Annotated in this window: 23 protein-coding genes and 1 other RNA gene; 6 read left to right on the top strand and 18 right to left on the bottom strand. The window is 66.8% G+C overall.

Annotated elements, in window-relative coordinates; genetic code table 11:
* Nucleotides 1-4: 4 nt before the first annotated feature.
* From murF to ABJO18_RS12455, 9 genes are all read right to left on the bottom strand, one after another.
* Nucleotides 5-1,417: a UDP-N-acetylmuramoyl-tripeptide--D-alanyl-D-alanine ligase gene (gene murF, locus ABJO18_RS12495; RefSeq protein WP_348508636.1), complete on the bottom strand. Its 1,413-nt coding sequence runs from the start codon at nucleotides 1,415-1,417 to the stop codon at nucleotides 5-7.
* The gene (locus tag ABJO18_RS12490; RefSeq protein ID WP_348508635.1) at nucleotides 1,410-2,864 is read right to left on the bottom strand and encodes a UDP-N-acetylmuramoyl-L-alanyl-D-glutamate--2,6-diaminopimelate ligase; all 1,455 of its coding nucleotides are present in this window, start codon (nucleotides 2,862-2,864) and stop codon (nucleotides 1,410-1,412) included. Before ABJO18_RS12490 ends, murF begins: the two co-directional genes overlap by 8 nt.
* Complete coding sequence (locus ABJO18_RS12485) at nucleotides 2,861-4,618, bottom strand: penicillin-binding protein 2 (RefSeq protein WP_348508634.1); 1,758 nt, start codon at nucleotides 4,616-4,618, stop codon at nucleotides 2,861-2,863. The genes ABJO18_RS12490 and ABJO18_RS12485 overlap by 4 nt, the downstream gene beginning before the upstream one ends.
* Entirely contained in the window at nucleotides 4,618-5,004 is a 387-nt protein-coding gene (locus tag ABJO18_RS12480) for a hypothetical protein (RefSeq protein ID WP_348508633.1), read from the bottom strand. The genes ABJO18_RS12485 and ABJO18_RS12480 overlap by 1 nt, the downstream gene beginning before the upstream one ends.
* Nucleotides 5,001-6,005 carry a 16S rRNA (cytosine(1402)-N(4))-methyltransferase RsmH gene (rsmH, locus tag ABJO18_RS12475; RefSeq protein ID WP_271184968.1) on the bottom strand — a complete coding sequence of 335 codons (1,005 nt, stop codon included), beginning with the start codon at nucleotides 6,003-6,005 and terminating at the stop codon, nucleotides 5,001-5,003. Before rsmH ends, ABJO18_RS12480 begins: the two co-directional genes overlap by 4 nt.
* Complete coding sequence (locus tag ABJO18_RS12470) at nucleotides 6,002-6,463, bottom strand: division/cell wall cluster transcriptional repressor MraZ (RefSeq protein WP_348508632.1); 462 nt, start codon at nucleotides 6,461-6,463, stop codon at nucleotides 6,002-6,004. Before ABJO18_RS12470 ends, rsmH begins: the two co-directional genes overlap by 4 nt.
* A 459-nt stretch (nucleotides 6,464-6,922) precedes the next feature.
* Nucleotides 6,923-7,309: RNase P RNA component class A (gene rnpB, locus ABJO18_RS12465), an RNA gene on the bottom strand.
* A 33-nt stretch (nucleotides 7,310-7,342) separates the two neighbouring features.
* Complete coding sequence (locus ABJO18_RS12460; RefSeq protein WP_348508631.1) at nucleotides 7,343-8,008, bottom strand: N-acetylmuramoyl-L-alanine amidase; 666 nt, start codon at nucleotides 8,006-8,008, stop codon at nucleotides 7,343-7,345.
* Nucleotides 8,005-8,919 (bottom strand): EamA family transporter, encoded by a 915-nt coding sequence (locus tag ABJO18_RS12455; RefSeq protein WP_348515958.1) that lies wholly within the window; start codon nucleotides 8,917-8,919, stop codon nucleotides 8,005-8,007. Before ABJO18_RS12455 ends, ABJO18_RS12460 begins: the two co-directional genes overlap by 4 nt.
* A 129-nt stretch (nucleotides 8,920-9,048) precedes the next feature.
* On the opposite strand from ABJO18_RS12455, the gene ABJO18_RS12450 reads away from it, so the two are divergent.
* Nucleotides 9,049-9,489 carry a hypothetical protein gene (locus ABJO18_RS12450; RefSeq protein WP_348515957.1) on the top strand — a complete coding sequence of 147 codons (441 nt, stop codon included), beginning with the start codon at nucleotides 9,049-9,051 and terminating at the stop codon, nucleotides 9,487-9,489.
* A 52-nt stretch (nucleotides 9,490-9,541) separates the two neighbouring features.
* Here the strand turns inward: ABJO18_RS12450 and ABJO18_RS12445 are convergent, their stop codons facing one another.
* The 4 genes from ABJO18_RS12445 to ABJO18_RS12430 all read right to left on the bottom strand — a co-directional run bounded on the left by ABJO18_RS12445 (nucleotide 9,542) and on the right by ABJO18_RS12430 (nucleotide 12,426).
* A complete protein-coding gene (locus ABJO18_RS12445) occupies nucleotides 9,542-10,774 on the bottom strand; it encodes an alpha/beta hydrolase (RefSeq protein ID WP_348508628.1) in 1,233 nt (410 codons plus the stop codon).
* Between the two features lie 89 nt (nucleotides 10,775-10,863).
* Nucleotides 10,864-11,148, bottom strand: coding sequence for a hypothetical protein (locus ABJO18_RS12440; protein ID WP_348508627.1), 285 nt, complete (start codon nucleotides 11,146-11,148; stop codon nucleotides 10,864-10,866).
* A gap of 65 nt (nucleotides 11,149-11,213) precedes the next feature.
* Nucleotides 11,214-11,915, bottom strand: a complete 702-nt coding sequence (locus ABJO18_RS12435) for a molecular chaperone DjiA (protein WP_348508626.1) — start codon at nucleotides 11,913-11,915, stop codon at nucleotides 11,214-11,216.
* Between the two features lie 49 nt (nucleotides 11,916-11,964).
* The gene (locus ABJO18_RS12430) at nucleotides 11,965-12,426 is read right to left on the bottom strand and encodes a MarR family transcriptional regulator (protein ID WP_348508625.1); all 462 of its coding nucleotides are present in this window, start codon (nucleotides 12,424-12,426) and stop codon (nucleotides 11,965-11,967) included.
* Between the two features lie 68 nt (nucleotides 12,427-12,494).
* On the opposite strand from ABJO18_RS12430, the gene ABJO18_RS12425 reads away from it, so the two are divergent.
* Complete coding sequence (locus ABJO18_RS12425) at nucleotides 12,495-12,950, top strand: hypothetical protein (protein ID WP_348508624.1); 456 nt, start codon at nucleotides 12,495-12,497, stop codon at nucleotides 12,948-12,950.
* Between the two features lie 55 nt (nucleotides 12,951-13,005).
* On the top strand, nucleotides 13,006-16,572 hold the full coding sequence (locus tag ABJO18_RS12420; protein ID WP_348515956.1) for a hydantoinase B/oxoprolinase family protein: 3,567 nt from the start codon (nucleotides 13,006-13,008) through the stop codon (nucleotides 16,570-16,572).
* Nucleotides 16,573-16,601: 29 nt separating this feature from the next.
* Here the strand turns inward: ABJO18_RS12420 and rimK are convergent, their stop codons facing one another.
* The gene (gene rimK / locus ABJO18_RS12415) at nucleotides 16,602-18,017 is read right to left on the bottom strand and encodes a 30S ribosomal protein S6--L-glutamate ligase (RefSeq protein ID WP_348508622.1); all 1,416 of its coding nucleotides are present in this window, start codon (nucleotides 18,015-18,017) and stop codon (nucleotides 16,602-16,604) included.
* Nucleotides 18,018-18,104: 87 nt separating this feature from the next.
* Entirely contained in the window at nucleotides 18,105-19,043 is a 939-nt protein-coding gene (locus ABJO18_RS12410) for a metalloregulator ArsR/SmtB family transcription factor (RefSeq protein ID WP_348508621.1), read from the bottom strand.
* A gap of 97 nt (nucleotides 19,044-19,140) precedes the next feature.
* Between ABJO18_RS12410 and ABJO18_RS12405 the strand changes: the two genes are divergently transcribed.
* On the top strand, nucleotides 19,141-20,409 hold the full coding sequence (locus tag ABJO18_RS12405) for a D-amino acid dehydrogenase (RefSeq protein ID WP_348508620.1): 1,269 nt from the start codon (nucleotides 19,141-19,143) through the stop codon (nucleotides 20,407-20,409).
* A 40-nt stretch (nucleotides 20,410-20,449) separates the two neighbouring features.
* On the opposite strand, the gene ABJO18_RS12400 is transcribed toward ABJO18_RS12405, so the two are convergent.
* Nucleotides 20,450-22,363 (bottom strand): autotransporter domain-containing protein, encoded by a 1,914-nt coding sequence (locus ABJO18_RS12400; RefSeq protein ID WP_348508619.1) that lies wholly within the window; start codon nucleotides 22,361-22,363, stop codon nucleotides 20,450-20,452.
* A 238-nt stretch (nucleotides 22,364-22,601) separates the two neighbouring features.
* On the opposite strand from ABJO18_RS12400, the gene ABJO18_RS12395 reads away from it, so the two are divergent.
* Entirely contained in the window at nucleotides 22,602-22,889 is a 288-nt protein-coding gene (locus ABJO18_RS12395; protein WP_348508618.1) for a helix-turn-helix domain-containing protein, read from the top strand.
* On the opposite strand, the gene ABJO18_RS12390 is transcribed toward ABJO18_RS12395, so the two are convergent.
* Nucleotides 22,886-23,383 carry a MarR family transcriptional regulator gene (locus ABJO18_RS12390; protein WP_348508617.1) on the bottom strand — a complete coding sequence of 166 codons (498 nt, stop codon included), beginning with the start codon at nucleotides 23,381-23,383 and terminating at the stop codon, nucleotides 22,886-22,888. The genes ABJO18_RS12395 and ABJO18_RS12390 overlap by 4 nt on opposite strands.
* Before the next feature lie 77 nt (nucleotides 23,384-23,460).
* Here ABJO18_RS12390 and ABJO18_RS12385 point away from each other — a divergent pair, with 77 nt between their 5' ends.
* Nucleotides 23,461-24,798, top strand: a complete 1,338-nt coding sequence (locus tag ABJO18_RS12385) for a S41 family peptidase (protein WP_348508616.1) — start codon at nucleotides 23,461-23,463, stop codon at nucleotides 24,796-24,798.
* Between the two features lie 13 nt (nucleotides 24,799-24,811).
* Here the strand turns inward: ABJO18_RS12385 and ABJO18_RS12380 are convergent, their stop codons facing one another.
* Nucleotides 24,812-25,573 carry a CPBP family intramembrane glutamic endopeptidase gene (locus tag ABJO18_RS12380; protein WP_348508615.1) on the bottom strand — a complete coding sequence of 254 codons (762 nt, stop codon included), beginning with the start codon at nucleotides 25,571-25,573 and terminating at the stop codon, nucleotides 24,812-24,814.
* Nucleotides 25,574-25,984: the final 411 nt, after the last annotated feature.

Here is a 25,984-nt window from a genome sequence, read left to right as displayed (position 1 = left end):
CGGATCAGGCCTCCGTCAATCCGAGCGCGGAACCGTCGGCCAGATATGCGGCAATCCTGTGGAGACCGGAGGCATTCGACCCTTTGACGAGCACAACATCCCCCGGCCGGATTGCTGCCCTGATCAGGTCGAGCCCCTCGTCCGCATTTGCCGCATAGCCTGCGCGGCGGGTCGCGGGCAAGGCGTCGTGGAGGCTGCGCATCCGGCGGCCACACGTATAGACCTCGTCGACACCGGCCGCCTCGAGCGGTTCGGCGAGTGCGGCGTGCATGGCGACCTCGTCCGGTCCCAGCTCCAGCATGTCGCCCAGAACGGCAATGCGGCGCCCGCCCTCACCGGGACGGGCAGCACCGAGCGCCGCGATCGCAGCAGCCATGGAGACCGGATTGGCGTTATAGGCATCGTCGAGCAGGGTGAAGCTGCCGCCGGCGGGATGCGCCAGGGTCAGCACGCGGCCACGCCCGGCGCCGGCTTCCAGCCCGGCCAGCGCTTCGGCGACATCGCCGGCATCCAGGCCGGCGCCAGCCGAGGCGGCAAAGATGGCGGCGATATTCCAGGCCCAGTGCACGCCCGACGCCTTCACCGAGAAGGGCACGCGCATGCCCAGCACATTGGCAATGCCGCGCGATCCGTCGAGCCCCGTTTCAAACGACTCGATACGGATGGCGGCGTCCTTCGCGGTGCCGAAATCCAGCATGAAGGCCGCGCCGGAATGGCGGGCATGGCGCGCCAGACGCGCAGCCTGCGGATCGTCGGCGGGATAGATCGCGACACCGTCCGTTTCCAGACCCTCATAGATCTCCGCCTTGGCATCGGCGATGGCTTCGACCGAGCCGAGATTTTCCAGATGCGCTGGCGCGATGCGGGTGATCATCGCGACATGCGGCCGGACCATGGAGGACAGGTCGCGGATCTCGCCGGAATGGTTCATGCCCATCTCGAAGACGGCGCGCTGCGTGTCGCGCGGCATGCGCGCCAGCGTCAGCGGGACGCCCCAGTGATTATTGTACGACTTCACGCTCCAGTGGGCCGGACCGGCGGCGCGGAATACCGCGGCCAGCGCGTCCTTGACGGTGGTCTTGCCGACACTGCCCGTCACCGCGACCCGGATCGCGTCACAGCGCTCGCGGGCGGCTTCACCGAGGCTGCGCAGCGCGGTCAGCGTGTCCTTCACCTGCAGCGCCGGCTCGAGGTCGAGATCGCCGCGCGAGATCAGACAGGCCGCGGCACCGGCCTTCATCGCCGCGGCGGCATAATCGTGCCCGTCGCGCTCGTCCTTCAGGGCGACAAAGAGATCGCCGGGCTGGATCGTGCGGCTGTCGATCGAGATGCCGGAACAGGTCCAGCCGGTATCGCCGACCAGCATGCCGCCGGTCGCGGCCATGGCCTGTCGGGCTGTCCAGAGCGGTTCAGACATGCGCGGCCTCCCTTTCCCCCAGAGCTTTGCGGGCCTCCTCGCGGTCGTCGAAAGGCAGTGTGGTCCCATTCACGATCTGCCCCGTCTCATGTCCCTTGCCGGCGATCAGCAGACAGTCGCCCTCGCCCAGCATGGAAACGCCGCGGCGGATCGCGGCGCTGCGGTCGGCGATCTCCTCGGCGTCCGGGCAGCCCTTGAGGACTGCCGCACGGATCGCCGCGGGATCTTCCGACCGCGGATTGTCGTCGGTGACGATGATGTGGTCGGCCTGGCTGGCCGCAATCGCCCCCATTTTCTGGCGCTTGGACGGATCGCGGTCGCCGCCGCATCCGAACACCACGATGACACGGCCCTGCGTGTGCGGACGGGCCGCGCGCAAGAGCTTGTCCAGACCGTCCGGCGTGTGGGCATAGTCCACCAGGACCGGCGCGGCCTCGCGCGTCTCGCCAATTTTTTCCAGACGGCCGGGCACGCCTTCGAGCTGCCGCAGCGTGGCCAGAACGGTTTCGGTGTCGACGCCGTCACCCAGGGCAATCGCCGCGGCACACAGGGCGTTGAGGATCTGGAACTCGCCGACCAGCGGGATGTCCAGGCTGTACTCGACACCCTTCCAGGCAAAGCTGACATCCTGGCTTGCCGGGCGCGGCGTAATCTCGCGGATCGACAGGTCCTCGCCGCGCCAGCCGATCGTGACTGTATCCAGACCGCGGCGCTGCGCTGTCTCGGCCATGCGGCGGCCCCACTCGCTGTCGACATTGACAACAGCCCGGCCACCCTCGGCGACGCGCTCGGAGAAGAGCAATTCTTTGGATGCGAAGTAATCGGCGAAATCGGGGTGATAGTCCAGGTGATCCTGGGTCAGATTCGTGAAGGCACCGACGCTGACGGAAACCGCGTCCATACGGTGCTGCTTGAGCCCGTGGCTGGAGGCTTCCATTGCCAGATGCGTGACACCCTCGCCCGCCAGCGTATCAAGCGCGTGATGCAAGGCGACGGCATCGGGCGTGGTGTAGCCCGTGACTTCGCGGGCCGATCCGCGGGTCACGCCCAGCGTGCCCAGACAGGCTGCCTCATACCCGGCGGCCGACCAGATCTGGCGCAGGAACTCAACCGTCGAGCTCTTGCCATTGGTGCCGGTGATCGCCACCACATGCTCCGGCTGGCGCGGATGGAAACGCGCTGCCAGCTCGGCCAGAACCGCAGCCGGCTCGTCGGTGACAAGGACCGGAATGTCCAGCCCTTCCACCGCGATGTCGGTCAGGATCACCGCGGCGCCCCGGGTGACGGCCTGGGCGATGAAGTCCCGCCCGTGCGTCTTCACCCCCGGCAGAGCGGCAAACAGGAAACCCGGCGCCACCTTCCGGCTGTCCAGGGTCAGGCCGCGCACCTCGACGGCGCCGTCTTCCGGCGCAAACTCGTCTTCGGGCATCAGCTCTGACAGTTTCACGGGATGATCTCCGGCATGAGGGCGGCGCGGATCAGGGCCGCGCGTTCACCGTGATCGGTTTCCGCGCGCTCCACACCGAGAATGGGGGCAATCCGGGAGACGATGTCGCCGACCGCTGGCGCGGCCGTCCACCCACCCGTGGCGTAGCCATAGGTCGATTCATTGCCGTGCGGTTCGTCCAGCAGCACCAGAACTGCATATTGCGGATCGTCCGACGGGAAGACCGCCGAGAAGGAGGAGATCAGCCGGTTGCGGTCATAGCCGCCGCGCGAGGGTTTCTCCGCCGTACCGGTCTTGCCGGCCACGCGATAGCCGATCGCCTCGGCATAACCGCCAGTGCCATCCGTCACATTCTCGCGCATCAGCTCGATTACCGCGCGCGCCGCCTCGGACGACATCACCCGCTCGCCGACAATGGTCTCGTCGGCCGCGACAGGCAGAAGCGTCGGCGGCACATAGACACCGTCATTGGCAATGGCGGCAAAGGCGGCAATCGTCGCGATCGGGCTGACGGCCAGGCCGTGACCGTAGGAAATGGTCGCCGTTTCGGTCGGTCCCCATTGGCGCGGCAGAAGCGGATCGGCGCTCTCGGCCAGCTCGATCGGCGCACGCTCCAGAAGGCGCAGATCGCCCAGGAAGCCGCGCTGGGCCTCGGCGCCTGCTTCCAGCGCAATCAGGCTGGAGCCGATATTCGAGGAGTGGGTGAAGATCTCGGCCAGGGTCAGCTGGCGGTTCTCGGCGTGATAATCGTGGATGGTGTGGCCGCCAATGCGCAGCGGGTTGGACGCGTCATAGCCGCTTTCCAGCGTCGCCGTTCCGTTTTCCAGCGCCATCGCCACCGTGAATGCCTTGAAGGTCGAGCCCATCTCGTAGACCGACTGTGCGGCGCGATTGAGGCGGCCGCCGGCATCCGCATCGGTCGGGCGGTTGGGGTCATAGTCCGGCAGCGAAACCATGGAGAGGATCTCGCCCGTGCGCACATTCATCACCACGCCGACGGCGGCATCGGCCTCGAAGTCGGCCATGGTCGAGCGCAGCACTTCGTCGACATGGAACTGGACGGACATGTCGATCGACAGCGCCACCGGACGCCCGTCGCCCGACAGGAGTGCGCTGTCGAAAGCGCGCTCGGCACCGGCAAGCCCGGCCATGTCGCGGTCGGTATAGCCCACAATGTGCGAAGCGAGGCGGCCGCGCGGATAGACCCGGCGCGGCTCCATGCGGAAGCCCAGGCCCGGCAGGCCGAGCGAGAACACGGCCTGACGCTGGCGCGGGGTGAGATTGCGCTGCACCCAGACAAAACGGCCGCGGCCGCCGAGCTCCTCGGTCAGCGCGTCGACATCGATATCGGGCAGAACCGTCGCCAGCGCCTCGGCCGTCTCGCGCGCATCCCAGACCAGGCTGGGATCGGCGTAGAGCGAGTGGGTCTGCAGCGTGGTCGCCAGCACCTGACCGGTCCGGTCGAACAGATCGCCGCGCGTTTCCGCATGCACGGCTTGGCGCGCGATCGGGGCCGCATCGGCCGGCCCCATGACGGCGATGTCCACCGCGCGGCCGGCGAGCAGGAGGAAACCGACACCCAGGCTCATGCCCATGATGCGCAGGCGCGAACGGGCCGCGTCCAGCGCCTTGGTCTCGTCGCTTTCGATGCGCAGAAGGCGCGACATGTCCGCCGGCGCAGCCTCGGCCAGCGGCGGCAGTGCAACACTGCGCGACTTGGCGGAAACCTGCCTGCGGAACGGCCAGAGGCGCATCAGTCCGGGCCTCCCACTTCACGCGGCTCGGCCATGGCGAGCCCTTCAATACGCTCTTCGCGCACGACATGACTGTCAGAGCGCAGCGTGTCGCTGCGCTCGTCGGTGCCGGCCAGCAGGGGAAGATCGCTCAGATTGACCTCACGCGAGGGATCCAGCGGCTCGAAACCGAGATAGCGGCGCGCCAGCGCGCGCAGACGCTCGGGGTCTTCCAGGTGGGCGATCTCGACATTGAGCACATTGATCTGCCGGCGCTCCTCGGCCAGCTGCGCCTGGATCCCCTCCAGCCGCTCCTGCGAGCTCTTCGCCTCGGCTTTCGCGATATAGAGTGCCACTGCCAGCGCCGCGGCGACGACGAACGCGATCGCATTGAACGTGCGGATCATAGCGCGGCCTCCAGGCGGGCAAGCGGAACGACACTCCGATACAGTTCCGGACCGTCGGTGACGGCCGGTGCATCGGTACGAATGGCGGCGCGCAGCTTGGCCGAACGGGCCCGCGGATTGGCATCAGCCTCCGCCGCACCGGCCTCGACAGCCTTGCGATACAGGAGACGGAAACTCGGCTCGGGGCCTGCTTCGGCGACTGGCGCATGACGCGAACCGCCCCCTCCCGCCAGCCCGGCACGGGCCCGCAGGAAGGACTTAACCATGCGGTCCTCCAGTGAATGGAAGGTAACCACGACAAGCCGCCCGAGCGGCGCCAGCAGGCGCTCGGACGCCTCCAGCGCGCGGGCCAGCTCACCCAGCTCGTCATTCACGAAAATGCGCAGCGCCTGGAAGACGCGCGTGGCCGGATGGATTTTTGAATGTTTTCCGCCAGTTGCGCGCGAGACAATTTCGGCCAGCCGGTCCGTCGTCTCGATCGGCGCCTCTTCGCGGGCCGTCAGAATGAACTTGGCGACACGGCGCGAGCGGCGCTCTTCGCCGTAAACATAAAATATGTCTGCCAGCTCCTGCTCGCTCAGCAGGTTCACCGCATCGGCCGCCGTGGGGCCGGAACCGGCCATGCGCATGTCCAGCGGGCCGGCCTTCTGGAAGGAGAAGCCGCGCTCGGCCTGGTCGATCTGCATCGACGACACGCCGATATCCAGCACGATACCGTCGACATGCGAGCCGCCGCTGGTGCGCACCACCTCTTCCATCGCCGAGAACGGCGCCTCGACAAAGGCGAAACGGCCGCCGGCCGCCTGTTTGAGATGCTCGGCGGCGGGGCGGACGGACGGGTCACGGTCGATGCCGATCAGGCGGCAATCGGCTGCCGACAGGATGGCGCGCGAATAGCCGCCGGCACCGAATGTGCCGTCGATATAGAGCGCACCATCACGCGGCTCGAGCGCGTGCAGGACCTCGTCCAGCATGACGGGGATGTGCGGCGAGCCGGTCATGCACCACCTCCCGCACGGGGCGGCAGGCGCAGCGACTTCTTGTTCTCGCGCGCGAAGTCGCGGGCATTGGCCTTGCGCTCGGCCAGCCGGTCCGGATTCCAGATCTCGAAGCGCGAGCCGAGACCGACGAAGGCCGCCTTGCTGTCCAGGCCGGCATGCTCGATCAGATCCTTCGGCAGGGTGACACGGCCGGTACCGTCAAAGGCCAGACCGCGCGTGTCGCCGAAGATCGTCTGCTCGAAGGCGGCCCGGGCGTCGTCATACGGGTCCATCTCCTCGAGCAGGTTCAGATAGCGGTCGAGCAGGGCCTGCCCGCCGCCTTCCAGATACCCGCCCTCGAAGGAGGGCCACACATAGATCTTTTCCTCGGGGTCATTCTTGACGACGGCACGGAAACCCGCCGGCACGGAAACCCGTCCCTTTGCGTCCACACCATTGATCGTCGTCGACAGAAACACGCGCTTGACCCCCTGCGCCCATGCGGACGGACTCTGCATGGTTAATGATGGGATAACATGGGACAGCATGGGAAACAATGACGAAAGGTTCGTTTTTCATGGATTAACACGCCATCTGAAGTATTCAGATCACAGGAAAACAAGAACAGACGCGGAACATTAAGTTAATATCCACAGCCCCCGGACGAGTGCGACATGGGATTGCCACCCACAAGGGCCATTTCGGAGATTGTTTCCGATCCGGAACAGATGGTTCCGTGAAGCGACTTTCCTCCACCGCCCCAGGCGGGGGAGGTGCCCCGAAGGGGCGGAGGGGCCGCCGCGCGAAGCACGGCGGAATGGTGGAAGCCGGCGCGGCCGCCCTTCCTCAGCCTTCGACTGCAGAAGAGCCCCCTTCGACCCGCAGCTTTGCTGCGGCCCACTTCCCCCGCTCACGCGGGGGCAGAAAATCCGGAAAATACGATCAGGCGGCCTGTAAGCCGGGTTCTGTCCCCCGGACCGAAATCCGGGGTGGCGACCATTCATCTGCGGACGGCCTTGCGGCCGGCCTGGTGCGACCTACCCGGATGACATGCGGAGACACATGTGCGGCAAACCGCGCTCATCCCTATTCGGTCTTGCTCCAGGTGGGGCTTGCCTAGCCCCCTTCCTTGCGGTCGGGGCGGTGCGCTCTTACCGCACCGTTTCACCCTTGCCGGGCCCGAGGGCCTGGCGGTCTGTTCTCTGCTGCGCTTTCCCTGGGGTCACCCCCGCCGGACGTTATCCGGCACCTTGCCTCCATGGAGCCCGGACTTTCCTCGACGGCGCCGTTTCCAGCATAGCCGCCGCGGCCGCCCGGCCACCTGATCGCCGCCTAGATCGGTCAAACGCGTGAGCCCGTCAAGCGGCCGACGCCACACGGGCAATGAGATCGCGCGTCTCGTCATCCAGCTGCCCGTCAACGCAGGCCGGCCGCCAGCGCCTCTGGAAAGCCTCGACCACCGCCGGCAGGCCCGGCTCCAGCCCGTAGCCGATCCGCTCGAGCAGCGCGTCCGGCTCGCCTGCCACATGCGCCTGCGGCAGCTTCAGTGCGCAGCCTGCTTCCGCCAGCTGTGCCCAGGGAAATTTCTCGCCCGGATCGATCTTGCGCCCGGGCGCAATATCGGAATGGCCGATCACCTCGCGCGGCGCGATCCCATGCCGTCCCATGACGTCCCGCACCAGGGCGGTCACCGCCGCAATCTGGACAGCCGGAAACCCGGGCAGGCCGAAATCATGCCCGCCATTGACGATCTCGATACCGATCGAGGCCGAGTTCAGGTCGCGCTCGCCGCGCCAATAGCTGACCCCGGCATGCCAGGCCCGGTGCGCTTCGTCCACGAGACGGCACACCGTGCCGTCCTCCTCGACCATGTAGTGGGCCGACACCTGGGCCTGCGGGTCACACATCCGCTCCAGCGCCGCGGCGCCCGTCTCCATGCCGGTATAGTGCAGCACGATACAGGCGAGCGGGCACTTGCGGCCGTTGAAGTTCGGCGACGGCGTGTCCCGGAAAACCAGGGTCACAGCGTCTTCTCCCGCGCCAGCGCGGCGGTCGGCAGTTTGCGGTTCCGGCGCAGGGCGATGATGCCGACACCGACGAGGGTCAGCGCACCACCGGCAATCAGGCGCCAGCCAAGCGGATCGCCTGTGACCGTGAGGCCGGCGATCACACCGATCAGCGGTGCGATCAGGGTCAGCGGCGCGATCAGCGTCGCGTCATAGCGCTGCAGGAGATTGTAGAAGACGCCATGGCCGAACACATTCACCAGCAGGACGGTGAAGGCGACGGCCGCGCCGATCGCCCAGCCGCCGCTGACGACAGACTGCATCTGCCCGGTCTCGAAAGTCAGCGACAACGCCAGCAGTGGCGGCGCCGAGATCAGCCCGATCCAGGCCTGCATGCGGATTGAATCCAGTGGCATCTGCTTGACCAGGATCATGCCGACCGCTGAGGCAAAGGCCGCACCGATGCCGATCATCAGGCCAATGGACAGATCGAGCTCGGCCGGGTTGGCAATCACCAGCGCCACACCGGCAAAGGACAAGAGGATGCCGGCGATCCGCGGCAGGCCGACCTTTTCCTTCAGGAAGAGCACCGACAGGATGGTCGCGAAGGGCACGCCGGTCTGCACGGCGATCGCCATCGACGAGGGCGTGGCCCATTTCAGTCCCAGGAACATCAGCGCGTACTGGCCCGCCCCCATCGTCAGGCCGATAGCGATCATCGTGCCCAGCTTGGCCGGGATCGGCCGCAGCCAGGGCGCCAGCACCGCATAGAGAAGAACAAAGCGCAGGAAGGCGAAGAAGAAGGGCGGCACGCCCTCGAAACCGTCGACCCAGCCCGGCACACCGGTCACCGAGAACTTGGCCACCACGAAATTGATGCCCCAGACGACACAGACGGCAAACAGGGCCAGGAAATCGCGCAACCGCATGCCGGTTTTCTTGGACTGCGCCGCCCGGCCGGGCAAGCGCAAATCCGTGGCTCCCCCGAACGGGGGATGGCTGACCGTCAGCGCCGTCGGCACCCTCCCCGCGCGTCAACTTGCTCAGGGGAGAGGACTATGACGAAGACCCGTATTACCGCATTCGGCCTGACGGCCGCGATGGCGCTCATGGCAGCCGGCTGTGCCACCACATCCAGCTCTGAACCGGCCACGGCCCTGCTGCAGGTCAACAGCCCCGGCGATGCCGACATGAGCTGCGAACAGCTCAGCGCCGAGATCGGCCGCATGGACCAGATGATGGGCGCCGACATGCAGGCGGCTGCAAACGCGGAAGCCCGCGGCAGTGCCGCTGCCGCCGGGGCCGGTGTTGCGGTGAATGCCGCGGCCTATTCCGGCGCGCTGGGCCGCGTTCCCGGTCTCGGCTTTGCCGCCAATGCCGCTGCAGGGCACGCCCAGGCCCAGGCCCAGGCAGAAGCGGAGCGCCGCGAGGAGAATGTCCGCCGCGCCGAACTGCGCCGCACCAGCCTGATGGGCATCTATCAGGGCCGCGACTGTTAAGACCGTCGTTTTGATGACCCGGGCGCGTGGCCAGTCCGCGCGCCCTCTTCGCCTACTCGCCGGCGCCGAAGTGTGCGTCGAGAAAGGCCAGGAAGTGCCGCCAGTCGGCCGCGTTCACACCATGCAGGCCCCGCCGCATGAAGACCGCGATATCGGCCTCGGGCACGAACGCGCCCAGCCCGTCCTGTTCCAGCCCGTCAGAACCGTAGAGCGCATAGACCGGATTGGCACCGCGCGCCGCGCGCCAGCTGCCGCCCGGATCGGACCATTGATCGCGCCAGGCCCCGCCGATCAGGAGTGGCCGGGGCGCCATCAGGCCGATCAGCTGATGCTGGTCGACCGGAATTTCCTCCTCGCGGCCGGCATAGGTCGCGAAGCGGTCATTGAACCAGTAGGGAAAGGCTTGGGTGATCTGGGCGACGCTTTCGCCGGCGTCCGAGCGGGTCAGCGTCGTACCGCCGGTTCCCGCCTGGTGCGCGATCACCAGGTCGATGCGCGGATCGAAGGCGGCGGCCAGCAGGGCCGACTTGCCATTGCGCGAATGCCCCCACACCGCCATGCGCTGCGGGTCGTAGCGGTCGTCGGCCTCCAGCACGTCGATGACGCGGGAATAGGCCCAGGCCCAGGCCGCGATGGCCCCGGTCTGCACATCCGCCGACAATTCGTCCAGGGCTTCGTCGGCCGCCGCAGCGCTGTCCGGCACGATATCGCCGGCATAGATGAAGGCCAGCGCATAGCCGTGCGCGAGGATCTCGGCGACCGGCGGCTCCATGATATGGCGGCCAAAGACCTGCCGTGTCGCCCAGCTGGAAAAGCCTGACGGCGCGCAATCGGGTGCGCTGTCCGTCACCGGGCCGCTAACCCCGTCATGCCAGCCAAGCGCGGCACGATTGCCGCAGAACATCTGCATCACCACCACCGGCACCGGCCCGTCGGCCGCCACCGGAAGCACGGTGGCAAGATGGGTTTCAGCACCCGCCAGTTCGAGCGTGTATTCCTCGATACGGCCGGCACCGTCATAGGCGGCGGTATCGACCACCGTGTGATCGAGAATGCGGGCCGGCCCGGCCTCCGGCCAGGCGCCATAGACCTCGGCCTCGAAGGCCGCGCGCAAATCCGCCTGCCCCGCCTCCCAGGACTGCCGTGTCAGCCCGGCCGTCTCCAGCGGCGGGCGTGCGGCCTCGCCGCCATGCCGCGCCGATACTTTCGGCAGAGCCATGGAAACACAGCCGACCAGCATCAGCGGCAGGGCAACAATCAGGAAAAGCGGAATGAAACGGCGCACGGCGGTACGACCTCACGAGACGGGCGATAGCGTCCAGACTAGCAAGGGCCCGGGCGGCGGATAGTCACGATTGCGGGAGCGGTCCGACTTCAGCGGCCCAGATCGACGGTCCAGCCATCGGGACCGCGCGTGGCGACGAGCACATCGTCTTCCGACCCGCGGGGCGATCCGCGCAGTTTGCGCCATAGCCAGTAGGCGCCGCCTGCAAGCAGGGCAATGCCGGCCAGAACCAGGAAGGCGGCCGTCAGCATGGCGGCCAGGAAGATCACCAGGCCCAGGAAGGCGAGCGCGATCAGGGCGGCGAGCACATCGCGCACGATGCGCCCCGCCTTGGAAGCGAAGAAGTCGGTATTGGCTTGACGGGCGTCAGTCATGTCGTCCTATCCAGTCCAGTTCGCCCCCTACTGTAGGCTCCATGTTGGCATTCTTGGGGCAACAGTCAATTGGCGGCGGATGCGACGAGACCGCGCTCCTGTAGAATCTGCCCGTAAGCGCTGTTGATTGCGGCCATTTTCTCGTCAGCCATACGCTGGATCTCCGGCGGCGCGCCACGGGCGATCAGGCGGTCGGGGTGATTCTGCGAGGCGATCCGGCGATAGGCCCGGCGCAGGTCGAGATCGGAAATATCCGCCTCGATTCCCAGGATCACATACGGGTCGTGATCGCCGGCATCGATATGGGCCGAGCGGATGCGGCGGAATTCGGTCTCCGAAAAGCCGAAAATATCGGCCACGCGTTCCAGATAATGCATCTCGTCCGGCGTCACGGCGCCATCGGCCTTGGCGATGTGGAACAGGCCGTCGAGCACATCTTCCAGCAGGGCCGGATAGCAGTTGAAGCGCTTGGCCAGCCGTCGGGCATAGCCGTCGAAGCCCAGCGTCGTCTGGGTCGCCAGCTGGAATGCCCGGTCCAGCGCCGCGCGGCCCTCAGGCGGCGGGCGGAACACTTCGTAGAAAGCCCGGACCTCGCTTCGCGTCACAGCGCCATCGGCCTTGGCCATCTTGGCGCCGAGCCCGATCAGGGCCATGGCAAAATCGGCATCCTCGACCTGGTGCAGCCGCGCCCGCTCGTCGCAGCCATCGCATTCCAGGAAGCATTCCCGGCCCCTCAGCCGGTCCGCCAGCCTGCTCCAGAAACTCATGCGCCTCACCCTCCTGCGCCCCCCAGATATGTATCCGGGTTGCGCAATGCTATTCCTCCGCATCCTTTTCCGCGGCACGACGTGCAGTTCGGCTTGCAGATACCACGCGCGCGAGCAGACCGACCAGCATATCCCGCTCTTCGGGGTCGAGCGGTTCGAGCATGTCTGAATTGACGGACCGGGCCGCCTCGATCGCCGGTGTTCGAAGTGCGCGCGCCCGATCCGTGAGGAAAACGAGCCGGGCCCGCCGGTCGTCCGGATGCGGCGCGCGGCGTATCAGCCCGTCGCGCTCCATACGGGTCAGCGTGTTCGCCATCGTCGCTTGCTCCACATCCAGACGGGATACCAGCTCGACCTGGGTGAGAGCATCGCTCTCCCACAATTCCAGCAGCGTCATGAATTGCGCCGGCGCCAGCCCCAGCGGGGCGATACGCCCGTGCAGAGCATGTGCGAACAGCCGCGCGAGATGATTGGTGAGATAGCCGGCAGAGCGGAGCTTGTCGAAATCCATGACCGATTGATTGCATTAGATAGCACGCTATGCAATACATAGCATGCTATCTAATTATGGAGCTTCGCATGGCCCACCCGCTCTCAAGACTGCACCGCGTCGCCGGCATGGCCGCCGGCCTGCTGATCCTCACCTTCCTGACCGTCTCCGCCCTCAGCGAGCTGAACGGCGATCCGGACATGATCCGCCTCGCCAAGACGGCCATTGCCTGGGGCCTTGTCGCCCTTGTCCCCACCCTCATGATCACCGGTGTCTCCGGCATGCGGCTTGGCAAGGGCTGGAAAGGCCCCACCATCGCCGCCAAAAAACGCCGAATGACGTTCATCGCAGCAAACGGCATCCTGGTCCTCATCCCCAGTGCGCTCGCGCTGGCCTGGCTGGCCCGGCATAGCGAAACGGGTGCTGCATTCGCCGCCATCCAGACGGTTGAGTTCCTCGCTGGCGCAACAAATCTGGTCCTTATCGGACTGAATGCGCGCGACGGAATCGCGATCTCACGCCGGCGCACGGTGAGGACAGCTTGAAGTCGTCTGTCCAGCGCCTAGTCTCGCGCGATCGGCCAACAAGCGAGGCGCAGGCATGGACAGCAGGCAGTGGGAATTCTGGATCGACCGGGGCGGCACCTTCACCGACGTGATCGGCCGCGCTCCGGACGGCCGGCTGCAGGCGCTCAAACTCCTGTCGGAAAGCCCGGACTATCCCGACGCCGCGACCGAAGGCGTACGCCGCCTGTCGGGCGGCGAACCGGTCGCGGCGGTGAAGATGGGCACGACCGTCGCCACCAATGCGCTGCTGGAACGCAAGGGTGCGCGCACGCTTTTCCTGGTGACACAGGGTTTTGCCGACCTGCTGGTGATCGGCGACCAGACGCGTCCGGATATCTTCGCCCTCGACCTGACCCGTCCCGCCCCGCTCTACGACCGGGTGGTGGAGATCGCGGAACGCCTCGATGCCGAAGGTGAAATCGTGCAGGCGCTGGACGAGGACGCCGCCCGCCGCGCGCTCGACGCAGCCCGCGCTGACGGGATCGAGACCGTCGCCATCGCGCTCATGCACGCCTATGCCAACGATGTGCACGAAGCCGGCCTGGAAGAGCTTGCCCGCGAGGCCGGTTTCGAGACGATCGTGCGCTCCTCGGTCGCCTCGCCGCTGGTCAAGATCGTGCCGCGCGCCTCGACCACCGTGCTGGACGCCTATCTCACCCCGGTGCTGCGCAATTATGTGAACCGGGTCGACAAAGGGCTGGAGGGCACGCCGCTCTTCTTCATGCAGTCTTCCGGCGGGCTCGCCCCGGCCGGCGCCTTCCACGCCCGCGATGCCGTGCTGTCCGGCCCGGCCGGCGGCGTGGTCGGCATGGCCAAGACCGCAAAGCGCGCCGGCCAGCCCAAGGTGATCGGTTTCGACATGGGCGGCACCTCCACCGATGTGTCGCGCTATGACGGCGACCAGTATGACCGGGTGCAGGAAACCCTGGTCGCCGGCCAGCGCCTGCGCGCGCCGATGATGGCCGTGCACACGGTCGCCGCCGGTGGCGGTTCCATCCTCACCTTCGACGGCGAACGCGCCCGCGTCGGCCCGGACAGCGCCGGCGCCATGCCCGGCCCGGCCGGCTATGGCCGCGGAGGCCCGGCGGCGGTGACGGACGCGAATATCGTGCTCGGCCGTATCCAGCCGGACTGGTTCCCGAAAGTCTTCGGCGAAACCTCCGACGCACCGCTAGACGCCGAGGCCAGCCACACCGCCCTCGCCGCCCTGGCGGACGAGATGGGTCTGGCCAGCGCCGAGGAGGCCGCGGAGGGCTTTCTCGCTGTGGCCGTGGAAAGCATGGCCCAGGCGATCAAGCAGATCTCCATCGGCCAGGGCGTGAACCCGTCCGGCTATGCGCTCGCCGCCTTCGGCGGTGCCGGCGCCCAGCATGCCTGCCGCGTCGCCGACGCGCTGGGCATGACGACCGTGCTGATCCACCCCTATGGCGGGCTGCTCTCGGCGCTGGGCATCGGCCTTGCCGATATCCGCGAGACCCGCATGGCCGCGGTCGAGGCGCCGCTGGAGCGCGCATTCGACGAGGCCGGCCGTATCGCTGACCGGCTGGACGAGGAGGCCCGCAGCGCCCTCGCCGCCCAGGGCCTGCCCGCCGCGGCGATCCGCTCGCACGGCGAATGGCGACTCAAGGTTTCCGGTTCGGACACCTCCATTCCGGTTCCGGCCGGATCGCGCGACACAATGGAAACCGCCTTCCGCAACGCTCACAAGCGCCTGTTCGGCTTCATCCCGGAAGGGGAGTTGATTGTTGAATCGGTCACCCGTGAAGCCGAATGCTCGCCGCCGGGCTCCTCCGACTGGTCGATCGACATGCCCGCACCGGAAGCGGGCACGCCGCGCCCGAAAGCCCAGGCCCGCATGTTCGATGCCGGCGAGTGGAATGACGTCCCCGTCTACGCCATCGACCAGTTCGCAGCCAGCATGAGCGAGACCGGTCCCGCGCTGATCATGGATCCCAATTCCACCATCGTGGTCGACCGCGGCTGGACCGCCACGCGCCTTGAGGACGGTACGCTGTCGCTGTCCCGCGCCGAGGCCGCAGGCGATCATCGCGGCGGCACCGAACTCGACCCGATCCGGCTGGAGCTGTTCAACAAGCGCTTCATGTCGGTCGCAGAACAGATGGGCGTCGCCCTGGAGCGCACGGCGCACTCGGTGAACATCAAGGAACGCCTCGACTTCTCCTGCGCGGTCTTCGACGCCGAGGGCGGGCTGGTCGCCAACGCGCCGCACATGCCGGTCCATCTGGGATCCATGTCGGCCTCGGTCCGGGCCGCCGCCGAAGCGCACCCCGATCTGGGGCCTGGCGATGCGGTGGCGGTGAACGCGCCCTATGATGGCGGAACGCATCTTCCGGACATCACGCTTGTCACACCTGTGCATGACCCTGTGTCACAGGAACGTCTCTTCTATGTCGCCTCAAGAGGACACCATGCCGATGTCGGCGGCATCGCCCCGGGCTCCATGCCGCCCTTCTCGCGCACGATCGACGAGGAAGGCGTGCAGTTCCGCAATGTGAAGGTGATGGAGAAGGGCCGCTTTCTCGAAGCTGCCGTGCGCGAGGTGCTCGCCTCGGGCCTGCACCCGGCGCGCCGGCCTGACCAGAATATCGCCGACATGAAGGCCCAGCTCGCCGCCTGCGCCAAGGGTGCCGACGAACTCCACCGCCTCGTCGCCGATAACGGGCTCGACGTGGTGAAAGCCTATATGGGCCATGTGCAGGACAATGCCGAACGCGCCGTGCGCCGGGTGATCGACGCGCTGGAGGACGGCGTGCACACCGTGCGTCTGGACGATGGCGCGCAGATCCGCGTCTCCATCTCGGTCGACCGCGAGAACCGTTCGGCGACCGTGGATTTCACCGGCACCTCGCCCCAGCGCCACAGCAATTTCAACGCCCCCGCCTCGGTCGCCCGCGCGGCGGTGCTCTACGTCTTCCGCTGCCTGGTGGGCGACGCCATTCCGCTGAACGAGGGCTGTCTGAAGCCGATCGAGCTGATCATCCCGGATGGCTGCCTGCTCAATCCGCGGCCGCCGGCGGCTGTCGTGGCGGGCAATGTGGAGACCAGCCAGCTGGTCGTCGATGCGCTGTTCGGGGCGACGGGCCGCATGGCCGCCGCCCAGGGCACGATGAACAATCTCACCTTCGGCAATGACCGCCACCAGTATTACGAGACGATCTGCGGCGGCGCCGGGGCGGGCGTGGACGCCGAGGGCGACGGCTTTGCCGGCGAGAGCGCGATCCACACCCACATGACCAATTCGCGCATGACCGATCCGGAAGTGCTGGAACGGCGCTACCCGGTCCGCGTCGATCATCACCGCATCCGCCATGGCTCCGGCGGCACGGGACGCTGGCGCGGCGGCGATGGCAGCCAGCGCCGGCTCACCTTCCTGGAACCGATGGAAGTTGCCCTCCTCTCCTCGCGGCGGTCGGAAAACCCGTTCGGCCTGGCCGGCGGCGGAGACGCCTATCCGGGACATCAAAGGGTGATCCGCGCCGGAGACCAGGTGGAAGACCTGCCCGGCCTGTTCCGGATCGATGTGGAAGCCGGCGACGCTGTCGAGATCGAGACCCCGGGCGGCGGCGGGTATGGCGCCTAGCTGATCCTGCGCGACACGTCAGGCAGCCGCTATTCCGCCACTTCCTCGGCCGTACGCGACCGGCGCTTGCCGACCCGGCGCGGGGGCACCTGGCGGACATGACCCTCGATGTATTCGACGATCATGCCGGCGACATCCTTGCCGGAGGTGCGTTCCACACCTTCCAGACCCGGCGAGGAATTCACCTCGAGAATCTTCGACCCCGTCGACGAGCGCAACATGTCGACCCCGGCGACCGACAGGCCCAGCGCCTTGGCGGCCTGGACCGCCGACGAGCGCTCTTCCTTGGTGATCCGGACCCGTTTGGCGGACCCGCCGCGGTGCAGGTTGGAGCGGAACTCGCCGCTCTCGGCCTGGCGCATCATCGCGGCCACCACCTTGCCGCCCACGACGAAGCAGCGGATGTCGGCGCCATCGGCCTCCTTGACGAATTCCTGGACGATGAAGTTGGCGTCGAGGCCCCGGAAGGCATCGATCACCGACTCGGCCGCCTTGCGCGTTTCCGCCAGCACGACACCGCGCCCCTGGGTCGATTGCAGCAGTTTCACCACCAGCGGCGCACCGCGCACGTGGGAGATCAGATTGGCCGTGTCCTTCGGCGAGTGGGCAAAGGCCGTCACCGGCATCTGGATGCCGGCCCGCGCCAGCACCTGGTGGGCATAGAGCTTGTCGCGCGAGGCGCCGATCGCCTCGGGGATGTTCAGGCAGTAGGCGCCCATCATCGAGAACTGGCGCAACACCGCCATGCCGTAGGAGGTCATCGACGCACCGATGCGCGGGATCACGGCGTCATAGTGCGGCAGCGGCTTGCCGTCGTAATAGACGTCCGGGTCGGACGCATCGATGGCCAGCGTGCAGCGCGCCGTATTGATCATCTCGACGACATGACCGCGCGTTTCCGCGGAATTCTTCAGGCGCTGCGAGGAATAATTGTTGGGCTCGCGCGTCAGGATGGCAATGCGCAGCGGACGCTTCACCGGCCGGCGCTTGGGGAAGTCCTTGTAGAGGTCGTAGCTCAGTTCGCCCTGGCAGTAGGACAGGGTGGGATTGACCATCATGTCCTCGCGGATCGCCTGACGGCCCAGCAGCATCCGGTACATCATCGTCTCGCGATTGGTCAGCGTCAGCTCGACCGGCCATTCCCGGTCGCCCATGCGCACCGAGGTCTCGATCACCCAGCGCAGCTCGCGCTCGCCATTGGAGGAAATCACCTCGCGGCGATCGACGGCCGGCGCGGAACACACCACCTCGATCTCCGGCTTGTCGGGGATAGGATGCAGCACGAAACGGACCTGCGGACTCTCCAGCGGGCCGAAGGGTTCAACCGACACCGCATGCAGCGCCGACGTGCGTGCGCCTGTGTCCACTTTTGCCTTGACGGCCGGAATGTTGAGCTTGGGGAAGGCTGCCCACTCTTCCCATCCCAGCATGAAAGCATCCGCCATTCGAACGTCTCCCGTCTCGTTTGGTGAACCCGTTATAGCACAACGGGATATCTGCACAGGGGGCAGGCACTATACGCGCTTGCGGCCTCAGCTCTGGCGCGCAACCCAGATCTTCATGGTCAGCTGTCCGGAGGGTTCTTCCGGATGCAGCGCCGCCTTCTCGACCAGCTCAAGACCGGCCTGCTCGATCCAGCCCGCCATCTCCTCGTCGGAGAAGCCCAGCCGGCGGTGATAGTGATCCTCGCGCAGCGTTTCCAGCTGGTGCGGCGCGAAATCGACGATCAGCAGATTGCCGCCGGGCTTGAGCACGCGGGCGCATTCATCGACCGCCAGCGCGGGATCTTCCAGATAGTGCAGCACCTGGTGGACGGTCACGAGATCGGCCACGCCGTTCTCGAAGGGCAGCGCCCCGACATCGGCATGGCGTACGGAACAATGCCGCAGCCCGGCCTTTTCCAGATTGAGCCGTGCGACATTGAGCATGGAGTGGTTGATATCCACGCCGATACCGCGATCGACCCGGTCGGAGAAGAGCTCCAGGATGCGGCCCGTGCCGACGCCGACATCGATCATCAGGCCGAACGGCCCCTCGCCCGCCAGGCGGCGCATCACCGCCTCGACCTCGTGATCGGCCAGGTGGAAGGAGCGGATGCGGTCCCAATCGTCGGCGACACTCTCGAAATAGGCCTGTGCCGCCTGGGCCCGCGCCTGCTTGATCGATTCGAGGCGCGAGAAGTCGCGCGTCATCACCGGATCCTCCTCGGGCAGGAGATCGTGGGCGATCTGCGCCAGGCGCCGGCCGCCGCCGGCATCGGTCAGGCGATAGAAGACATAGGCGCCCTCGGGCAGACGTTCGGCCAGGCCGGCATCGGTCAGCAGTTTGAGGTGACGCGAGACGCGCGGCTGGCTCTGGCCCAGGATCTGGACCAGTTCGGACACGGTCAGCTCCCCCCGCGACAAGAGCGCGACAATGCGCAAGCGCGTGGGTTCCGCCAAAGCCTTGAGCTGTGCAACCAGTGCGTCCATGAATTCCGAGTCGATAAGTGCGAATGCCCCCTTGCTTTTATCTGCATCCCCACGAAGTTCAAATGGCCGCATGTAGGCGGACCCGCCGGAGAGCGCTTTGACTACAAAGGAAATCCTCATCGTCGGCGCCGGGCTCGCCGGGATTGCCGCCGCCTGGGCCCTGCGCCAGCGCGGTCACTCGGTCACGGTCATGGACGCCCATGACCAGGCCGCCTGCGAAACCTCGTTCGCCAATGCCGGCGCGCTGACCCCGTCCGAGCCGGAACCCTGGAATGCGCCGGGCGTGCACTGGCAATTGCTGCGCTCGCTGCCGGACCCGCATTCCGCGATGAAGCTGCGCCTGAAACCCCTGCCGGGCCTCGTCCCCTGGGGGCTGCGCTTCCTCGCGAACTCCACGCGCAAACGCTATGAAGCGTCCTGCCGCGCCAATTTCGCCCTGTCGCGCCACTCGCTCGCCTGCACCCAGGCCGTCCGCGACAGCGAGGCGCTGGAATTCGACAATCTCACCCGCGGCACGCTGAAGGTCTGCGGCACGATGGCGCCGATGGAAGAGCGGCGTCGCATGGGAGAGATGCTGCGCGATGCCGGCCTGCGTCTGGAGCTGCTGGACCGCGACGCGACGATCGAGAAAGAACCCCTGCTCGCCTCCGTCGCCGACCGGATTGCCGGATCGATCTTCTATCCGGACGACGAGTCGGGCGATGCGCGCGCCTTCACGCGCGGTCTCGCCGCAGCGGCCGAACGGGCCGGCGTGCGCTTTGAATGGAATACCCGGATTGTCGAGCTCCTCGACCGCGGCGGCCGCATCGTCGGCGTGCGCACCCTCGAGGAGGAGATCGAGGTCGACGATATCGTGCTGGCCACCGGTCACACGAGCTGGCGCCTGTTGCAGCCGCACGGGCTTCACCTGCCGGTGCGGCCGGTGAAGGGCTATTCCCTCACCCTCGACATGTCCGGTCTCAACCAGCGCCCCGGCCTGCCGGTGGTCGACGAAGCCCGTCACGCCATCGCCACGCCGATGGGCGACCGGTTGCGCATTGCCGGCACGGCGGAGTTCGCCGGGCTCGATCCGGTGCTGCGCGAGGAGCGGATCGAGAACCTGCGCCAATTGCTCCGCGACCTTTATCCCGATCTCGCGCCGCAACTCCTGGCCGGCGACCAGCAGGCCTGGACCGGTTTCCGGCCCATGTCGGCCGATGGCCGCCCCTTCATCGGCGAGACCCGCGCGAAGGGCCTGTGGCTGATCACCGGGCACGGCCATCTCGGCTGGACCCAGGCGATGGGCTCCGGCGATCTCCTCGCTGCCCTGATGAGCGAAGATACACCGCCGGTCCCGGCCGAACCCTTCTCGGCAGCGCGCTTCTAGGCGCCGCCGAGAAGGGCCGGACCTTGAAGGCCGTACAGGCCTAGAAGGTCATGCGGGCAAAGATGCGGGCGCTGTCGCCATCGCCGATGTCGTCGGACCAGTCGTAGGTATAGCGCACGCCTGCCGTCCAGCGGCCGCCGAACTCGACATCGAAACCGGTCGTACCGTCGAACCGGTTCTCCGCTGCCCCCGCCGCACGGATCGTCGATGGCAGCGCCGTATTGTCGATCAGGCGGGAGGTCAGCGCATAGCTGTCCGGCCCGAATTCATGCCGCCAGGACAGGCCGGCGACAGGACGCACCAAAATACCCGGCGACACCGCCCACACCTCACCGCGATACTCCGCCTCCAGCGTATAGCGCTCACTGCGCAGGGTCTGGTCCTGATAGACCAGCGCCAAGCCGTCGGCACCGGTTTCGGCATAGCCGTCGATGGCGGTTTCCGAGATGCTGAGCGCATTGCGCAGATCGACATGGCCCATCTCGCCCAGGTCGAACCGCACCGACGCCGCCAGGCTGACATCCCAGTAGCGGCCTTGCGTCGATGCGCGCGCGGTCAGGAGGTCGACGCCGGTCTGGCGCTGGATGTCGTCGATGTCGAAGACGCCGTAGACGGCATTGGCCGATACGTCGAAAGCGCCGGCACGATAGCCGGCCCAGCCATGGGCCGAGCGGCCGCGGGAGGAAAAGGCACCGCCCGTCGACAGATCGGTGTCGGTATCGGCGATACTGGCAGCCGCACCGGCATAGTTATGCTCGCCGATACGGGTTTCACCGCCCAGCACGAAGCCACGCAGTTCGAAACGGGCGTCCGGCTCGCCGGTAGCGCCGTCCAGGCGCGGCTGGGCGTGGATATAGTCGGCAAAGAGCACCCGGTTCTCCGCCTCTGTGCGGAACCGGCTGCCACCGGCGCTGCGGCCCACCATGTCCTGGCCCAGGGCAATCACCGACGGCATCCGTCCGGTCTCGCGGGCGGCTTCGCCGTTCGCGCCTTCAAGGGTCGCCATCCACCATTGCGCCGCAAGGCGATGACCGGCTTCGGTCATGTGCAGATCGTCCAGGAAGAGATAGCGGTTCTGGTCCTCGAAAGTCGTCGCACAGAGCGTGCCGGCTGCCTCGTCGAAACAGGCCGTGTCGATGCTGTCGATGCCGAGGGCTGACGCATTCCGGTCGATATGCGCCATGAAGTCGGAATACTTCATCGTCACGACATTCATGCCGTCCGGCAGGTCGGCCGCCGCGATCGCATCGAACAGCGCCGTGTTGGCGGCATGGACCAGCGCGGCGAGCTCCGCCTGCGTATCGGCATCGCCGGCAACCAGCGGGGCGTATTGCAGCGGCTGGATCTCAGAGATGATCACCGTGCGGATGCCGTGGGCGGCGAGGCGCTCGATGTTACCCGCGGCCGCCGCGGCGACATCGGCGATGATCGTGCCGGCAGCCTCATTGGCGTCCAGCCGGTCCAGGAAGTCATTGGCACCGGCGATCATGAAGGCGACATCGTTCTGGCCGACCTCCAGCTCGCCCGCCTCGACCAGGGCGCCAAAGCCCTCGGTCTGGACCGTCACGCCGGTCTCGACACCGAAGGGCACCAGATCGCCGCCGCGGGTCATGTGTGCACCGGAAATAGCGAAGTTGATGTTCGGGGAGTCGGCGTCCGGATCGAGGACGATATCGACATCGCGCCCCATCATCTCCGCCCACACAAGGCCGTTGGAGTCGCGCTCGAAGCCATTGTTCGAGGAATTCGGGAAGAAGTCTTCGCCACGCGAACCGACAATGGCGGAGAAATTGCCCTGGCCGATATTGCTGTCACCGAAGAAATACCAGTTGCCGCTGCCGGCCTGGGCCTGGGCGACAGGCGCCAGCAGGGCCGCGGCAGCGGCACCGGCGAGCAGGATGGAGGCGGAAAAAGGCGCGCACGTCTTCGGGCACGCAGTCGGTCTGCGAGTCATTCTTGTCTCCTGGGACCGTTGCGGTCCGTTGTGATTTCGGGGGAGGTCTGTTCAGTTAGCGGCCCGGCCGGTCTGTCGGCGGGCGGGTACGATTTTCAAAGCGCGGTCATGTCGTGTCATTCCATTTGCAGCGCGCAAGACCATTTGCTACGCTTTATGTAGCACTCATACTGCTACAGAATCTGTAGCGCAAGGGCGGGAATTGGCCGATATCAAGGCAAATTCAAGGCAGCCGGTCATGGCCGTGCTGGAGCTGGTCGGGCAGAAGTGGATGCTGCGCATCCTCTGGGAGCTGCGCGATGCGCCCCTGACTTTCCGCGCCTTGCGCGCACGGTGCGACAATGTCTCCCCGACCGTGCTCAATCAGCGCCTGGCAGCACTGCGGGAAGCTGGCCTCGTCGAACTGGGCGATGACGGTTACGAACCGACGGAGTTGTGCCGCGGCCTGGGCGATATCCTGCTGCAGTTGACCGACTGGTCGCGCCGCTGGGAGAAGGAACGCCCGGCGCCTGCGGACGAAGACTAGATGCGTCGATACCGCTCAGCGAACCCTTCCCGGTCCAGCGCTGCATCGAAGGCCCGGGCGGCGGCGAAGAGATCGACGCCGATCTCGTCGAACAATTCGGCATAGACCCGGTTTACCCGGGCCATGAAATCAGCGATGCGCGCGGCCTCCGCCCGGCCCTGCGCCGTCAGGCAGAGCGGTTTTCGCCGGGCATCGCCATCATCCTGGCCGCGCTCCACCAATCCGAGTTTTTCCAGCGTGCGTTCCGTCTTGATGATGGCGGCATGAGTAACACCGAGCCGTTGCGCCAGCTCGGTCACGGTCTGGCTAGCCCGGGCGAGCAGCATGATCATGGAGAAGGTGCGCGGCGGTGCGGCAATGCCGGCCTCGCGCGCGGGCTGCACGCCCTCCTCGACCAGCCGGTCGACAATCCGCCCGAGCAGAAGGCCGATAAAGCCCGGCGCCATCTCGCCGTGAATCAGCCCGTTCAGCCCGCTTTCCTCCACGTCTGTCATGCCCCGATTGCCTCGCTCCGAAATTTACGTTACCAGTTACGTTACTAGTAACGTTTTATTGGATCACGGTTCGTCCCATGATGAAAGTACTCCGGCTGCTGGCGGGTCTGGCCTGCCTCACCCTGCCCGCCTCTGCACTGGCAGGCGGCACCGATACAATCCCCGCCGATGCCGTCGCTGCCGATGTCACCGAGTGGCGGGACTGGCTGTTCGCCACCCATCCGCAACCCGGTTTCAGCATGGATGTCGAGGCCGTGAATGCCGGCTTCGACGCCGTCATTGACGGGCTCGAGAGCGACTATACCCAGCGCGAAGCCTGGCTCGCCCTGTCGCCGCTCAATCCGCTGTTCAATGACGGGCATGTCGCGATCCGCCTGCCGCAAGAGGCCTATGAGGCCGACCTCGCCCATGGCGCCGCCGCCTTCACCCTGCCCGTGCGCCTGGCAGACGGCCGGCCCGTCGTCGCCGATACGATCGCGGCCGACAGCCGCATACAGCCGGGCGAGACTGTGCTGGCCATCAGCGGCACCGATACCCGCACACTCGTCGAACAGGCCCTGCGCCGCACGCATGGCGACACGCCCGGCCTGCGCGCCCATCTCGTCGAAACCCGCTTCCCGCAATATCTCTGGGCGCTGACCGGCGGCGCGCGAAGCTGGACCGTCACCCTGGAAGCGCCTGACGGCGAACGCCGCGAGGTCACGCTCGACCCCGCCATCGACCGCGCCACGACCGAACCCAGCAATTGGGACCTCGCCTTCCGCGACGACGCCGCCATTCTCACCCTCAACACATTCGCGCCGACCGTGGAGACCGAGTTCAGGGCCTTCATCGACCAGGCCTTCGCCGAGATTGCCGCGCGCGGCAGCGAGATCCTGATTGTCGACATCAGCGCCAATGGCGGCGGCGCCCACATGCTGTCCGACCATCTGCTGGCCTATCTGACGACACAGCGCCACACACCCCTGTCGGCCGTCACCGCCCGCATCACCGAACAGAACCAGGCCCTGATCCCGGGCTCACAGCTCGGCGATGTCGTATCGATGCCGTTCGCCCAATGGGTCGAGCCGCCGGCGGAGCTCGCCAACCGTTTCACCGGCCGGACAGCTTTCCTCGTCGGTGCGGGCACCTATTCCCAGGCCATCGTTCTGGCCGCCACGGTACAGGATTTCGGTATTGCGCCGGTGGCCGGTCCGGGCACGGAAGGCCGCGCCAATTCCACCGGCCAGGTGCAGCTGCACCGGCTCACCCAAACCGGGCTCGAAGTGGCCGCACCGATCTATGTCTTCATCCGCCCCTCCGGCGACACATCCAGCGCGCCGGTCATTCCGGACATTCCGCTCGAGGGCCCGCGCGAGGCGCAGATCGACGCGCTGATCGCGCATCTGCGCGAGGCCGCAACCGGGGCCGACTGACCGCTCCGCCGCGTCAGGGCGTCAGCCAGGCGGGCAGATGTCCGCCGGCAGCCGCCGCGCCCAGGCCGATGCCGATGGCGTTATTGGTCACATGCGCCGCGACCGACGGCCAGATCGAGCCGGTACGCCAGTAGAGCCAGCACAGCACCAGCGCCATCAGCGTGGCGGCGATGGCCTGGGGCGGCAGGATATGGGCGACGCCGAACATCACCGAACTCACACCCGCAGCCAGCCAGACACGGTGATGCCCGCTCATCCAGCGGAACAGAAAACCGCGGAAGAAAATCTCCTCTGCCACCGGCGTGATGGCCAGTGTCATGACCAGGAAGGCGATACTGCCCGCCAGCGAATTGCCGGCATCGAGCGCAAAGGGCGCACGGGCAAAGGCCAGCCAGTCCGGCACGATGACGACGATCAGTTTTGCCAGCGCCAAGAGGACGCAGAACCCGCCCAGCCCCGTCAGGACGCCCAGCCCGATCCAGACCGGTTTGACCGGCACCAGTCCGATCCAGCGCGCAGACAGCCCCTTCAGCCGCAGCCCGACCAGCCAGAGCATGGTCAGCAGCGCGCCCGCCTTGATCGCCTGTCCGGCGACGAGAACATGCGGCGGCAGGCGCGGCCCCTCGCCCAGATAGGCCTCCATCCCGACGGTCTGGCGGACGATCTCCATATGCGCCCAGCTGAGCAGGATGTAGAGCGTCATCGCCGAGGCCAGAACGGCCGCCCCGTGCCAGAAACGCCAGGGGCTTTGAAAAATGGATGTCGTGGCTTGCATGTACCGCCTCCGTCTTGATGCGGAGGCGAGCCTTGCCCGGCCCGTCCGGCCGGACCATCGACAGATGTCGGCAATCTGTCAGTCGGCAGATGTTGAATACTGCAGAAGGGAGCCGCGTCGTCGCACCGCGTCATCCTTCCCCTTGATGGGGAAGGTGGCCCAGCGCGCAGTGCTGGGCCGGACGGGGTGAATCCCGGTGCCCGATAACTTGCAGAAACCTCGCCGCCACCCCCTCCACCGCAGCAAGCTGCGGTCCCCCTCCCCCATCAAGGGCAGGGGAATCGCATATGAGATTTGAGGTTGCGTTGATTGGTGTTGCGGATTCGGTTGGTGTCTTGTTTTGGAGTGCTGCCGATGTTTTCCGAGCTTCCCGATCCGCGAGCGGCCAATGCCCGTCATCGCCTTTGTGAC

It is taken from the genome of Maricaulis sp. (genome assembly GCF_039978735.1).
Classification (GTDB): domain Bacteria; phylum Pseudomonadota; class Alphaproteobacteria; order Caulobacterales; family Maricaulaceae; genus Maricaulis.
Note: the sequence above shows the minus strand (reverse complement) of the source record. Positions and strands in the feature narration are given on the sequence as shown.

Coding starts and splice junctions, on each gene's coding strand:
- murF (WP_348508636.1), bottom strand. CDS start 1,417: ATGTCTGAACCGCTCTGGACAGCCCGACAGGCCATGGCCGCGACCGGC.
- ABJO18_RS12485 (WP_348508634.1), bottom strand. CDS start 4,618: ATGCGCCTCTGGCCGTTCCGCAGGCAGGTTTCCGCCAAGTCGCGCAGT.
- ABJO18_RS12480 (WP_348508633.1), bottom strand. CDS start 5,004: ATGATCCGCACGTTCAATGCGATCGCGTTCGTCGTCGCCGCGGCGCTG.
- rsmH (WP_271184968.1), bottom strand. CDS start 6,005: ATGACCGGCTCGCCGCACATCCCCGTCATGCTGGACGAGGTCCTGCAC.
- ABJO18_RS12455 (WP_348515958.1), bottom strand. CDS start 8,919: ATGCGGTTGCGCGATTTCCTGGCCCTGTTTGCCGTCTGTGTCGTCTGG.
- ABJO18_RS12450 (WP_348515957.1), top strand. CDS start 9,049: ATGACGAAGACCCGTATTACCGCATTCGGCCTGACGGCCGCGATGGCG.
- ABJO18_RS12440 (WP_348508627.1), bottom strand. CDS start 11,148: ATGACTGACGCCCGTCAAGCCAATACCGACTTCTTCGCTTCCAAGGCG.
- ABJO18_RS12435 (WP_348508626.1), bottom strand. CDS start 11,915: ATGAGTTTCTGGAGCAGGCTGGCGGACCGGCTGAGGGGCCGGGAATGC.
- ABJO18_RS12430 (WP_348508625.1), bottom strand. CDS start 12,426: ATGGATTTCGACAAGCTCCGCTCTGCCGGCTATCTCACCAATCATCTC.
- ABJO18_RS12425 (WP_348508624.1), top strand. CDS start 12,495: ATGGCCCACCCGCTCTCAAGACTGCACCGCGTCGCCGGCATGGCCGCC.
- ABJO18_RS12420 (WP_348515956.1), top strand. CDS start 13,006: ATGGACAGCAGGCAGTGGGAATTCTGGATCGACCGGGGCGGCACCTTC.
- rimK (WP_348508622.1), bottom strand. CDS start 18,017: ATGGCGGATGCTTTCATGCTGGGATGGGAAGAGTGGGCAGCCTTCCCC.
- ABJO18_RS12410 (WP_348508621.1), bottom strand. CDS start 19,043: ATGGACGCACTGGTTGCACAGCTCAAGGCTTTGGCGGAACCCACGCGC.
- ABJO18_RS12400 (WP_348508619.1), bottom strand. CDS start 22,363: ATGACTCGCAGACCGACTGCGTGCCCGAAGACGTGCGCGCCTTTTTCC.
- ABJO18_RS12395 (WP_348508618.1), top strand. CDS start 22,602: ATGGCCGTGCTGGAGCTGGTCGGGCAGAAGTGGATGCTGCGCATCCTC.
- ABJO18_RS12390 (WP_348508617.1), bottom strand. CDS start 23,383: ATGACAGACGTGGAGGAAAGCGGGCTGAACGGGCTGATTCACGGCGAG.
- ABJO18_RS12385 (WP_348508616.1), top strand. CDS start 23,461: ATGATGAAAGTACTCCGGCTGCTGGCGGGTCTGGCCTGCCTCACCCTG.
- ABJO18_RS12380 (WP_348508615.1), bottom strand. CDS start 25,573: ATGCAAGCCACGACATCCATTTTTCAAAGCCCCTGGCGTTTCTGGCAC.